The 12,329-nt window shown below is 66.2% G+C and carries 12 protein-coding genes; 5 read left to right on the top strand and 7 right to left on the bottom strand.

Annotation, left to right across the window (positions count from 1 at the left end; translation table 11 throughout):
- Positions 1-29: 29 nt before the first annotated feature.
- From A3K89_RS01010 to A3K89_RS00985, 6 genes are all read right to left on the bottom strand, one after another.
- On the bottom strand, positions 30-1,985 hold the full coding sequence (locus A3K89_RS01010; protein WP_167674213.1) for a peptidoglycan D,D-transpeptidase FtsI family protein: 1,956 nt from the start codon (positions 1,983-1,985) through the stop codon (positions 30-32).
- Between the two features lie 106 nt (positions 1,986-2,091).
- Positions 2,092-2,823 (bottom strand): hypothetical protein, encoded by a 732-nt coding sequence (locus A3K89_RS01005; protein WP_240930840.1) that lies wholly within the window; start codon positions 2,821-2,823, stop codon positions 2,092-2,094.
- Positions 2,820-3,827, bottom strand: a complete 1,008-nt coding sequence (rsmH, locus tag A3K89_RS01000; RefSeq protein ID WP_174551338.1) for a 16S rRNA (cytosine(1402)-N(4))-methyltransferase RsmH — start codon at positions 3,825-3,827, stop codon at positions 2,820-2,822. Before rsmH ends, A3K89_RS01005 begins: the two co-directional genes overlap by 4 nt.
- Positions 3,828-4,054: 227 nt before the next feature.
- A complete protein-coding gene (gene mraZ, locus A3K89_RS00995; protein WP_068420672.1) occupies positions 4,055-4,486 on the bottom strand; it encodes a division/cell wall cluster transcriptional repressor MraZ in 432 nt (143 codons plus the stop codon).
- 512 nt (positions 4,487-4,998) lie between these two features.
- The gene (locus A3K89_RS00990) at positions 4,999-5,439 is read right to left on the bottom strand and encodes a DUF3040 domain-containing protein (RefSeq protein WP_068420670.1); all 441 of its coding nucleotides are present in this window, start codon (positions 5,437-5,439) and stop codon (positions 4,999-5,001) included.
- A 231-nt stretch (positions 5,440-5,670) separates the two neighbouring features.
- Positions 5,671-6,120, bottom strand: coding sequence for an SAV_6107 family HEPN domain-containing protein (locus tag A3K89_RS00985; RefSeq protein WP_068420669.1), 450 nt, complete (start codon positions 6,118-6,120; stop codon positions 5,671-5,673).
- 187 nt (positions 6,121-6,307) lie between these two features.
- Here A3K89_RS00985 and A3K89_RS00980 point away from each other — a divergent pair, with 187 nt between their 5' ends.
- Genes A3K89_RS00980 through A3K89_RS00960 form a run of 5 tightly spaced genes read left to right on the top strand, consistent with a single transcriptional unit; the run spans position 6,308 to position 11,300 of the window.
- Positions 6,308-6,916 carry a GNAT family N-acetyltransferase gene (locus A3K89_RS00980; RefSeq protein ID WP_068420667.1) on the top strand — a complete coding sequence of 203 codons (609 nt, stop codon included), beginning with the start codon at positions 6,308-6,310 and terminating at the stop codon, positions 6,914-6,916.
- A 10-nt stretch (positions 6,917-6,926) separates the two neighbouring features.
- The gene (locus tag A3K89_RS00975) at positions 6,927-8,540 is read left to right on the top strand and encodes a phytoene desaturase family protein (protein ID WP_084423502.1); all 1,614 of its coding nucleotides are present in this window, start codon (positions 6,927-6,929) and stop codon (positions 8,538-8,540) included.
- The gene (locus A3K89_RS00970) at positions 8,537-9,358 is read left to right on the top strand and encodes a carotenoid biosynthesis protein (protein WP_068420665.1); all 822 of its coding nucleotides are present in this window, start codon (positions 8,537-8,539) and stop codon (positions 9,356-9,358) included. Before A3K89_RS00975 ends, A3K89_RS00970 begins: the two co-directional genes overlap by 4 nt.
- 35 nt (positions 9,359-9,393) lie before the next feature.
- A complete protein-coding gene (locus A3K89_RS00965; protein WP_068420664.1) occupies positions 9,394-10,128 on the top strand; it encodes an LppM family (lipo)protein in 735 nt (244 codons plus the stop codon).
- On the top strand, positions 10,125-11,300 hold the full coding sequence (locus A3K89_RS00960) for a glycosyltransferase (RefSeq protein WP_254303365.1): 1,176 nt from the start codon (positions 10,125-10,127) through the stop codon (positions 11,298-11,300). Before A3K89_RS00965 ends, A3K89_RS00960 begins: the two co-directional genes overlap by 4 nt.
- Here the strand turns inward: A3K89_RS00960 and A3K89_RS00955 are convergent.
- The gene (locus A3K89_RS00955) at positions 11,283-12,209 is read right to left on the bottom strand and encodes a methylenetetrahydrofolate reductase (RefSeq protein ID WP_068420662.1); all 927 of its coding nucleotides are present in this window, start codon (positions 12,207-12,209) and stop codon (positions 11,283-11,285) included. The genes A3K89_RS00960 and A3K89_RS00955 overlap by 18 nt on opposite strands.
- Positions 12,210-12,329 lie beyond the last annotated feature (120 nt).

Genomic DNA, 12,329 nt, shown 5'->3' with positions numbered 1-12,329 from the left:
CCGACCAGGACGTTCTTCGCGAAACGGGTCTAGTCGGCCTGCAGCACCAACCTGCGTCCCTCCGAGGACATCGGGACGCTGTCGCGCTGCAGCATCCAGCTCGCGATGTTGTGGAACAGCGGCGCAGCCGATTGACCGCCCGAGCCGTCGGCGCTGCGAGTCGGAGCGTCGAGCATGATTCCGATCACGTACCGAGGATCGTCCGCGGGAGCGATACCCGCGAACGTGATCCAGTAACTCGAGTTGGAGTAGCAGCCGCAGTCGGGATCGACCTGCTGCGCGGTACCCGTCTTGCCGCTGATCTGATAGCCCTCGACCCCTGCTGCGACGCCGGTTCCTCGCTGATTTCCGGTGTCGTCCTGCGTCACCGAGCGGAACATGTCGCGCACGGTCGCCGCGGTCTGCGGGCTGACGACGTACGTGCCCTCGGGACGTTCGGTCTCGGTCTTCGTGCCGTCGGGAGCGATCGTGGACCTGACGATGCGCGGCGGAATCCGCATCCCGTCGTTGGCGATCGCCTGGTACATCGCCGTCATCTGCAGCAGGGTCATCGACAAACCCTGTCCGATGGGAAGATTGGCGAACGTACCGCCCGACCACTGGTCGCGGCTGGGCACGCTGCCCGCACTCTCACCGGGTAGACCGACATTGCTGCGCTGGCCCAGTCCGAATCGCGACAGCATGTCCGCGAAACGGTCCTCGCCGACTCGTTGCGCGAGCATCAGTGTTCCGACGTTCGACGACTTACCGAACACGCCGGTCGAGGTGTAGGGAACGACGCCGTGGTCCCACGCATCCTTGACCGATACCCCGGACATGAAGATGTTGCCCGGTACCTGCAGCACTTCGTCGGGGGTGGTGAGTCCGTACTCGATCGCGGCTGCGGCCGTGATGATCTTGTTCACCGACCCCGGCTCGAACGGTGTGGAGACGGCCAGGTTGCCCATCTCCTTGTTGCGGTCGTTGTTGCCGACGCCGATTCCGGGATTGAACGTGTTGTCGTTGGACATCGCGAGCACCTCGCCGGTGTGCGCGTCCTGCACGAACGCCGATGCATTCTTCGCCCCCGACAGGTCCTTCGCGAGCTGGACCTGCTGCTGGACGTAGTACTGCAGGTCGGCGTCGATGGTCAGTTCGACGCTCGAACCGTTGACAGCCGTCTGCTTGTCTCGCCAGCTACCCGGGATGACGGCACCGTCCGAGCCGCGGTCGTACGTCTCCGAACCGTCGGTACCCGCAAGGGTCGAGTCGAGTGCATCCTCCAAGCCCAGGAGACCGTGACCGTCCCATCCGGTTGCGCCGACGATGTTGGCCGCCAGAGATCCGCCCGGGTACTCGCGAATGTCCTGTCGTTCGAGACCGACTTCCTCGAACTCGTCGTTGATCTTGCTCGCAACGGTGGCGTCGACCCCTCGAACCAGGTAGGTGAAAGTGTCGTTGCTCTTCAGCTTCGCCAGAATGTCCTGCTCTTTCGCGACATCGCCCAGCGCGTCGTGGATTCCGGCGGCAATAGCCGCGAGCCGGTCGTCCGTCGTCGGCTTGCTCGGGTCCTTCGCGTGTGCGTCGTCCAGTTCGCCCCGAACCCGAACGGGCTGAAACGTCAGCGCCTTGGCTTCCATCGTGAACGCGATGGGCTTGCCGTTGCGATCGGTGATCGAGCCCCGCATCGCGGGGTCGACGAGTGTCGTGGTCCGCTGCGACGCCGCCTCCGCGGACAGCCGCGAACCGTTGATACCCATGATCCACACGAGCTGCAGCGCGACAACTGCGAGAACGCCGAACATCAACCAGCGGCCGAGCCCGTGTCGGAAGCCGAACGACGACGCATCGAACTTCCCCGACCCAGGCCGGCGCGGCGGACGGGGCGTACCCGCGGCGCGCGGAGCCGGACGCTGGCCCCGCGCCCCGTCACGCGGACGTGCGCCACCAACGGCGTTGTGCGGCAACGGTCGACGACGAGGAGCCCCGGTGGTCGGCCGTGTCATCGGGTCATTCCTGCAGGCTCCACTCCCGCGCTTGCCCTGGTCATTCCTGCAGGCTCCACTCCCGCGCATATCCGGGTCATTCCTGCAGGCTCCACTCCCGGGCGTGTCACTGCGGACTACCCGTTGGACTGGCCGACGGGGTACTCATGGGAACCAATTGTTCACCGGAAGCCTCGGACGAGGCGTTATTGGACGTGTTCGGCGTGGCGGCCGACGCCGGAGGAGCCGAGGATGCAGCCCTCGCGGTCGGTTGCGTGCTGGTCGACTGCTGCGAACTGGTCTGCAGCCGAGGCGTGTCGGCGTCGGTAGCCGGTGGATCCAACGGTGCGACGGGCTTGCCCTCGGCCGGAGCGGGCGTACCGATGACCTGAACGCTTCCGTCCGGCGACACGACGAGTCGTGCGGCGTTCGCGGCCGGGACCATGCCCTGTTCGGCCGCCTTCCGAGCGAGTTCGGGTGCGGAATCGGCAAGTTCGACGTCACGCTGCAACGACGCCCGTTCCTGCACGAGACGTTCGTTGTACGCCTTCGCGTCGCTGAGGTCGTACGAGTCCCCCGCCGACCGCGTGGTCAGCAGCAACGTCAGTCCGAGCCCGAGCGTCAACAACCCGATGATCAACGCCACGAACGGGATTCGCGCCGCGATCGACGCGCCGGACCCCCCGACGCGCGCAGCCCCGTGACTGCTGCTCGGCGCAACCGCGACACCGTGGGTCGATGCGCGCTGCTGTCGACGCTCGTACGCGCGCAGAGCGGCACCCGACCGTGGTGCGCCGTCATCGGACGACCGGGTGCGACGGGTGCGCTTGGTTCCTGCAGAACCCGCGGTGATGGTCATGCCGCTCTCCTCGCAATTCGCTCGGCTGCACGCAGGCGCACGGGCGCCGAACGCGGGTTGTCTTCGATTTCTTCGTCCGAAGCGCGCTCGGCGCCGCGGGTCAGCATCCGGAATTCCGGTCCCATGCCGGGCAATTCGACCGGGAGCCCTTCGGGCGATCTCGATTTGATGCGAGGCGCGAGATGCTTCTTGACGACCCGATCCTCGAGGGATTGGTACGACATGAACACCACGCGACCGCCGACCGCCAGTGCGTCGAGCCCGGCAGGTACGGCTTTCTCCAACGAATCGAGCTCTCCGTTCACCTCGACACGGAGAGCCTGAAAAGTTCGCTTCGCGGGATGCCCGCCCGTTCTACGGGTGGCTGCAGGAATGGACTCGTACAGCAGTTCCACGAGCGGTCCGCTGGTCGTGAACGGTGTCGTCTCCCTGCGTCGTACGATCGCGGACGCGATTCGGCCGGCGAATCGTTCCTCGCCGTACGTGCTCAGCACCCTCGCGATCTCGCCGTGGCTGTACGTGTTGAGCACGTCGGCCGCAGTGATGCCCGTCGTCGGATTCATCCGCATGTCCAGCGGTGCGTCCACCGAGTACGCGAACCCACGATCCGCCTCGTCGAGTTGCATCGACGAGACACCGAGGTCGAACAGGATTGCGTGCACGGTGTCGTGCTCGTCCAACCCTGCTTGCTCGAGGGCCATCGCGATTCCGTCGTACGTGGTGTGCACGAATGTCGTCCGCGACGAGAACTCGGACAGGCGTGCCGACGCGAGCTCGAGAGCGTTCGGATCGCGATCGAGTCCGATCAACCGGATGTTGGGGTACGTGCGAAGAAAGTGTTCGGAGTGTCCCCCGAGTCCGAGCGTGGCGTCGATCATCACTCCGCCGCCGTGTTCGTCTGCCGCGATCAGCGCGGGACCGAGCAGCTCGTCTGCTCTACCCAGTCGAACCGGAACATGCTTCGGTGTCGACGGCTCGGGAGCGCTATCCGGGTCGGGCGAAATGTCCTCGCCTGCCACAATGATTCCTCCCGGTCTTGCTTCTGCTCGCCGCCGGGCGGCGAGCTGGTCGATCGATGGTGTGCTGAATGCCTCGAGGTCCCTGTCCGATAGGGAACCTGGCGTTGGGGAAGAACGTCAGGGTCCTGATCTGCGAAACCTGGCGTCGGGGAAGTACGTCAGGGTTCTGATCGGGCAGAGGCCTCGCGGCACTCGGCGGTGATCGAAGGGAGCTACAAGATCCCTCCGAGCGATTCGTCGAACGCGTCGGAGAAGCTCTGTTCGCTCTCGCTGGAGTACCGAGCCCACGCCTCGTCGTTCCAGATCTCGATGAATTCGATCGATCCGTTCACGACGACGTTTCGACCGAGATTTGCGTACCGACGATGTTCGGCACTGAGCGTGATTCGGCCCTGAGCATCGACCTGCTGCTCGTCGGTGCCTGCGCCCAATTGACGAATGTAGGACCGTGCCACGGGGTTCGATCGGGACGCTTCGGTGAGTCGGCGAACACGCTCGGCGAACTCTTCGCGCGTGTAGACGGCGAGGCTGTGATCCTGCCCTTTGCTCACCATCACACCTCCCGAGAGTGCTTCGCGAAACTTTGCCGGCAACGTCAATCGACCCTTCTCGTCGAGCTTGGGCGTGTAGGTACCGAGGAACACTCGACACCTCCCAGCCCGGGCTCTCCGCTGTCCACCACTTTACCCCACTTTGCCCCACCTTCAACCCCACCGAGCGAAGAATTTGTGTGACGCGGCACAAACATGCAGGTACGACGCGTGGAGGAAGGTGGGGAAAACTCGGGTCGCAATCGCAAGGATCACGCGCTGCACCCGTCGCCCACGCCTATTTCCGCAGGTCGATGAAGTCCCGCGTCGCGGCGGATCGGCGAAATCCGTACAGCGTGGGTCGAAGTGGGGAATGTCGGCGACGACGGCGGCGAAGTGGAGGAAAGTGGGGATTCGTCGATTCCGGAGGGCTTGTCCCCGCGCGCAGTGGGGCTCGCGACCGGGTTCACACGACGGGCCGGCGCGTTCGCGGCTGTCGACAGGGTCGACTGACTGACACCAGAAACACCGGAGCGGTGCCTCACGTCGTGAGGCACCGCTCCGGTGTTGCGAATTTGCATTTGTACTACTCGACCCGGCCGATCACGGTCCGGGCGTCCCCGCGTCTACTCCTGTTCGAACCGCCGTCTGAAGCGATCTTCCATGCGCGAGGTGAAGCCGCCGCCCTTCCGTCCGGACTTGGGTTTCTGTCCCGAACCACCAGCCCCTGAGGACCGACCGGAACTACCCTCGCCCGATGCACCTTCTTGCGCTGCAGGAGCACCCTTACGGGATCCGCCGAGAAGGAACAGGACGCCCGCACCGAACATGAAGACGAAGCCGACGAGACTGATCACAGGGAATCCACCGGGTTTCACCGGCAGAGCCAACCCCGCGATCAGCAGAACAAGCCCCAGCACGAACAAAGCTGCTGCTTGGAAGCGGCGCTTGCTCGATGCAGTGCGCATACGTCCACTACGGACGTGAGAAGCAAACTTGGGATCCTCGGCGTAGAGAGCGCTCTCGATCTGGTCGAGCATGCGCTGCTCGTGCTCGGAGAGTGGCACGGTACCTCCCCCTGCACAGAAATTGATAGTCATTTCGGGTGTGAAACGACGGGAAGCTGACCTTGGCGGCTACCTGAGTCCAATGATACGAGCAGAATCGACTGCTTACCACCTACTCGCTCGACGAGTTCCTGAAATTGTTGGAAGAACTGCTGTACAGGACACACGCACGCACTTCTCGAGTCCGATTTGCGGTGTTACGCATTACACGCCGAAACACGCTTCACCCGCTCACGCCGTCATCGAGCGACGTGCGCCGTCCGCGCGATCCAGCCGAGTGTCGGCACCGATGAAATCCTCCACGGCGTGCAGAAACCGACCTACCTCGGCATAGAACGCGTCGGCCTCCACGTCGTCGATCGAACGCGACAACCCGGCCTGCACGTCCGCCCTGATGGACGAGTAGCCGGAGAAGTACTCGGACCACGCGTCGAACTCGGGTGCGGCCTTGCTCAGCAGAACCCACGCACTGCGAGAGCGTGCGCGAGAGGTCGACACGGGACTGACCTCGAGGATCGCGGCAGCACCTCGCAGAGCGGCCATGTAGCAGTCGAGGAATCGCTCGGTAGCATCCGCAGCACCGATGGACCGAGACAGGAATGCGTCGGCTCGACCGAGGAGCACCCTGGCACGCGGCGACACCGGCGGACGTACATCGGCACGGATAACTTGTGTGGCCATACTCGAACACCTCCTGTTCGATACGCCGTTCGTGATCACATTCCGACACGCCCGGACCATGATGAAAGCTCTAGGGTCGGAACCCGGCGAGTCTCGCTTCCCTCGAGACCCGCCGGATCGCCGACATCGAACACCCGTTCGACATATTCAATATAGCTGTGCCCACCGACAAGTAGTCAAGGAAAGGTTGAGAACAGTCGACACCGACGCGGAAACGACCCCCTACCTGGTGGACCTCTCCCCCCAGGAGATCCGGCAACGCATGCCCGAGGCGCTGTCGATCTACGTCGAGGCCATGGGGTATCCGCGTGGCACGGAGTACCACCGCGCACCGATGTGGAACGAGCACGTACTTCGACCGGGATGGCGTGGGGTTGCAGCCGTGCTTCCGACGCCGGACACACCGATGGTCGCCATCGCGTACGGCTATCGCGGAGCCCGACACCAGTGGTGGCATCAGCAGGTACGCGACGGCCTGCGTAGGTCCGGGTGCAGCGCCGACTACGTCGATTCCGTCCTGTCGGACTACTTCGAACTCACCGAACTGCATGTCAAGCCGAGCGCGCAGGGACACGGGTTGGGCGCCGCCCTCACGCACCGCCTCCTGCACGGGCGCGAAGAACGAACGGTGTTGCTGTCCACACCGGAGGTCGCCCACGAGGCCAACCGCGCGTGGCGGCTGTATCGCAGGCTCGGTTTTCAGGACGTACTGCGCGACTTCACCTTCGCGGGCGATCGACGACCGTTCGCGGTGCTCGGCCGCACGCTGCCGATCGAAGTCTCGGCGGCCCCGTAGCGTGTAAGACGTGATCGACGTCGTCGTCGTCGGTTCGGGACACAACGCCCTGACCGCCGCTTGTTACCTGTCCGAGGCCGGCATGGCCGTCGAAGTGCTCGAACGCGACGTCATAGCCGGGGGTGGTGTGTCCTCCGCCGAGCGCTTCCCGGGACATCGGGTGGACCGCGGCTCGTCCGCGCACATCATGGTCCGTCATACCGGGGTCATCGAGGAGCTGGGCCTGGCGGAACACGGACTGCGCTACGTCGACTGCGATCCGTGGGCGTTCGCTCCCGGAGCCCCCGGCACCGACGAGCCCGCGCTCGTGTTTCACCGCGACCTCGACCGCACCTGCGAATCCATCGCCCGTGCGTGTGGCTCCTCCGACGCGGCCGCATACCGCCGATTCGTCGACGTCTGGGGACCCCGTAGCGCACGCACGATGCGTGCGTTCTCGGCGCCTCCGACAGGCCCGAATCTCCTCCGCTCCTTCTGGGGACTCGGCGCCCCCGACGGCGGTAGCGCGCTGTCGCGGGAATTTCTGACCACCGGCGATGCACTGCTCGACGAGACGTTCGACAGCGAACGGCTCAAGGCCGCTCTCGCGTGGTTCGGTGCACAGTCGGGTCCGCCGATGTCGGAGCCGGGAACGGCGCCGATGGTCGGGTTCGCAGCATTGATGCACACGCTCCCGCCCGGACGCGCGATCGGCGGCAGTGGCGCCCTCACCGAGGCGCTGATCTCGAAGCTCACCTCTGCGGGAGGCTCGATCGCCCTCGGCGACGCCGTCGTCTCGGTGTCGCGACGGCACAACGAATGGGTGACGACGACGACGTCGGGCCGCACTCTGCGAAGCCGCATGGTCGTCGCGGGTTGTCACGTCCTCGCCACACTGGATCTCCTCGCCGCAGGCGGCTACGACCGAGGCCGGATCGACGGGTGGCGTCGAGCTGTCCGCGTCGGACCGGGGATCGGCATGGCCGTCCGCCTCGCGACCGACGCGCTCCCTCGATACGCGAGTGCGGAGGACCCGTCGCACGCCACGAGCGGACTCCAACTGCTGGTGCGCGATCGTGCCCACCTGCGTCTCGCGCACGGGGCCGCCTCCGCCGGGGAACTTCCTCCGACTCCCGTGGTGCTCGGTATGTCCTTCACCGCACTGGATCCGAGCGTCGCTCCCCCGGGCCAACACCAGGTCTCCCTCTGGTCGCAGTGGCATCCGCACACCCTGTCGGGGAACCGGGCGTGGCGTGGGGACGGGGGCCGCGTCGACGCCCGCGACGTGGCCGAGTGGGAAGGCGACCGAATCGTCGCCGAGATCAGCTCGTACGCACCGGGTTTCGACGAGTCGGTTCTCGCGCGCCACGTGCAGTCCCCGGCCGACATCGAGCGTGAACTCGGGATGATCGGCGGCAACATCATGCACGTCGAGATGTCACTGGACCAGATGATGATGTGGCGACCGATACCGCAGTTGTCGTCTCATCGAGTTCCGGACGCACCCGGTCTGTATCTGACGGGGGCATCGACACACCCCGGCGGCGGAGTCTCGGCCGCATCCGGCCGCAGCGCCGCCAGGATCGCCGTGAAGGACGCACGCGAGGGACGACTACGTCGATGGATAGGTGACAAGGTCCGATGAACCGGCTCGTGTGGGGTCTCGTCGCCGCAGCGATCGCATCTCAGATCACCTACCCTCTCGTCTCGGGCACCGGGCGCGACCTGGTGACCGTGGCGGTCGTGGGGTTCCTCGCGTCCGCGGTGCTGGCGCACGCCGTCGTCACACGGGGGGTCGCCTGGGCGTCGGTGCTGTTCGCAACCACAGCGGGCATCGGAATTCTGGCCGAGATCGTCGGCACCGCAACCGGGTTCCCGTTCGGCAGCTACTTCTACGCGACGGGCAGGCTGGGTCCCGACATCCTGGGTGTTCCGGCCGTCGTCCCGTTGGCCTGGACTGCCGGCTTCTACCCGATCTGGTGCGCGGTGGGCTACGTGCTCGATCGCAGCGGTATGACCGAGGGACGTCGACGACGTCACCGAGTGGTCGCGACGGCCGTCGGAATGGTCGGCTGGGACCTCTACCTCGACACGCAGATGGTCACCGACGGCCAATGGACCTGGACGTCGGACATCGCTGGTCTGCCGGGAATTCCGTCGATCCCGGTCAGCAACTATCTCGGCTGGTTGGGTACGGCGTTGATCATGGCCGCCGTCATCGACGTCGTCGGCGATCGAATCGCAGTCCGCCGCGCGGCCGATTCGCGCATGTCCGACACCGCGCCCCTCGTTCTGTTCGTGTGGACATGGCTCGGTTCGGCGCTGGCCCACTCGGTGTTCCTCGCCGGTGACGAGCTGCGGTTCTCGGCGATCTACGGGTTCTGCGCGATGGGCATCGTCGGCATTCCTTTCCTCGTCGCGTTGCGCCGAGAAGTCGGACGCGCCGCAACGGCAACTCCCTGACGCGGTGACGCGGCCGCGTCTGGCACGATGTCGCTGTGCAGTCGACAACCCGTGAAGGCAGATCCCGTACCCGGCGTCGGCTGTTGTCGGCGCTCGCGCTGGCGTTGTTCGTCGCGCCGCTGCTCACCGGATGCCTCCGCGTACAGGTGTCGATGGGGATCTCCGCCGACGATCGTGTGTCGGGTCAGATCGTCGCGGCGACGGTTCCGGCGTCGGACACCGACACCGGTCCGACGCTCACCGCACCGACGACGCTTCAGGACAAGATCAGGATCGAGGAGTACAGGCAGGACGGGTACGTGGGCACCACGGCCAGGTTCTCGGACCTGTCGTTCGGCGATGTGCAGACGCTGGGATCGATGAACGATCAGGCCACCGGCAGTTTCCAGATCGCACTGCACCGCAGCGGCGATCAGGTGACTCTCGACGGCAAGGCCGACCTGCAGACCGTTCCCGTGCAGGGTTCGGACGTTCAGTTCACGATCGCGTTCCCCGCGCGGATCGGAACCACCAACGGAACCCGCGACGGCGACAACATCATCACGTGGAAACTGCCTGCGGGCGAGGTCACCACGATGCGGGCCGAGGTCAGCTATCCGGATCCGAACACCAGGAGTTTCGCCGGTTGGGCGGGCATCGTCGGCGGCGTCACCGTCGGAGTCGCGGCCATCGTCGCGGCGATGGCCTGGGTCACGCGTAACCCGCCGGTGGGACGCGTCGGCGCCGATGCACCCGCGGGCGCCGGACCCGACAACACGCCTACTGCGTGATCTCTGCTCGTCCCGTCGTATTGGCCGGCGCCGCTCTGGCGTGTGCGTCCGCCGTCATGTCGGTGGCAAACGCCGCCAGCATGCCTCGCTTGCGTCCCCCTCGTGACGGATCCACACCCGAGTCCGTCGTGGTCTGTGTTCCTGCGCGCGACGAGGAACGCGATCTGCCGCTTCTGATCGCCGATCTACGCTCTCAGCATTACGGGGGCCGTCTGACCGTGATGATTCTGGACGACGGGTCGTCGGACGACACGGCCGCTGCGGCGCACGCCGCGACCGAGGGAGACCCCCGTTTCCACGTCGTGTCCGAGTCGGTTCCGCCGCCCGACGGCTGGACGGGCAAGGCCGCCGCGTGCCGACGCCTCGCCGACCTCGCTGCCGCGTTCGACCCCGACGTTCTCGTGTTTCTCGACGCCGACGTCCGACTCGGCAGTGGTGCGATCGAGGCTGCCGTCGATGCCCGACGCCTCCTCGGCGTCGCGCTGCTGTGCCCGTGGCCCGAGCAACTCGCGGCCACCGTCGCCGAACGGCTCGTGCAACCGTTGCTGAGCTTCTCGTGGATGTCGACGCTGCCGGTTCGCGTCGCCGACCGATCGCTGCGCCCCTCCACCGTGGTGGCGTGCGGTCAGATGATGGTGTTCGACGCGGCCGCCTACCGCGACGTCGGCGGACACGAATCCGTCGCGTCGAGCGCGACCGAGGATCTCGACATCGCACGCGTCCTACGCCGTGGCGGCCGTCGCACCGCCGTCGCGTCGGGGGCGGGCTACGTCTGCTGTCGCATGTACGACGGTTGGGACGACCTGCGCGACGGATACACACGCTGGCTGTGGTCCGCATTCGGCGGCCGTACGGGTACCGCGTCGATCTCGGCGGCGATGACGCTCGCCTACCTGGTGCCTCCCGTCGCCGCGGTGTTCGGATCCGGTACGGTCCGCCGCGCCGGGCTGCTCGGGTACGCGGCAGCCGTCGTCGCACGAGTCGCTGCGGCGCGGTCGGAGTCCGGGCCCGGGCGCCTCACCGGGCAGGTGGCGGCCGCGTCGGCGCACCCGGTGTCCGTCGGCCTCTATCTGTGGCTGGGCGTGCAATCGCATCGACGCCGAGGTCGCGGCGCCCTCACATGGAAGAGTCGTCCGCTCGTGACACCGCCGGGGTCAGACCCGAGCCGGTGACAGCCCCAGGTTGACGAGCACCTCGCGGGTAGCCCGCGCGAAGTTCAGCGTGATGAAGTGCAGCGCAGGCGCGCCTTCGGCGATGAGCCGCTCTCCGATCGACGTCGCGAGTTCGATGCCGACCTCGCGCACCGCCGCGCGATCCTCCTCCGAGCCGGTGCCTGCAGCTTTGACGAACCGATCGTCGATGTGGCGAGGCAGCGCCGAACCGGACAACGACAGTGCGCGTCGTACCGACCGCAGCGACGTGATCGGCATGATCTCGGGAATGATCGGCTTGGCACCCTGTTCGGGATCGAAGGCCACCACCCGATCACGCAGGCGCAGATAGTCGTCGACGTCGAAGAACATCTGGGTGATCGAGTACTCGGCGCCCGCACGCAGCTTGTTCACGAGCACTCGCGTGTCATGCTCGAGGTCCACCGCGCGATAGTGGCCCTCGGGGAACGACGCGACGCCGACGTGGAAATCGCCCAATTCCCGCACGAGACACACCAATTCCTCGGCGTATTCGACGCCCTCGGGGTGCTTCTCCCAGTCCCCCAACGGATCGCCGGGCGGGTCACCGCGCAGCACGAGAATGTTGGAGATGCCGCGATCGGCGTAAGCGCCGACCATCGACCGCAATTCGGCGATGCTGTGCGAGACCGCGGTCAGATGCGCCACGGGCAGCAACGTGGTCTCCTCGGCGATCTGGCCGGTCACCCGAACGGTCCGATCGCGGGTGGACCCACCTGCCCCGTACGTCATCGAGACGAACGCAGGCTGCATCTGTTCGAACTCACGAACCGCACGCCAGAGCCGAGCCTCGGCATCGTGGTCGCGAGGCGGCGAGAACTCGACCGAGAACGGGATACGGGAGTCGCTCGACGTCCGTAGGCGATCGACTATCGATGGAGTCCGAGTCACCCACCCGTCACTTGACCGCCCCCTGACGGCATCGGATGTCACCGGCTCATCATAGTTTCGCCGGGGGCGCGCCGTCACGGCAGGCTCGTCTGTCGGAATCACCCATTAGGCTTGGCTCCG

Origin of the sequence: Rhodococcoides kyotonense (assembly GCF_001645385.1) — a bacterium.
Taxonomy (GTDB): Bacteria; Actinomycetota; Actinomycetes; order Mycobacteriales; family Mycobacteriaceae; genus Rhodococcoides; species Rhodococcoides kyotonensis_B.
The sequence above is the reverse complement of the archived record's forward strand: the minus strand, read 5'-3'. Positions and strand labels throughout refer to the sequence as shown.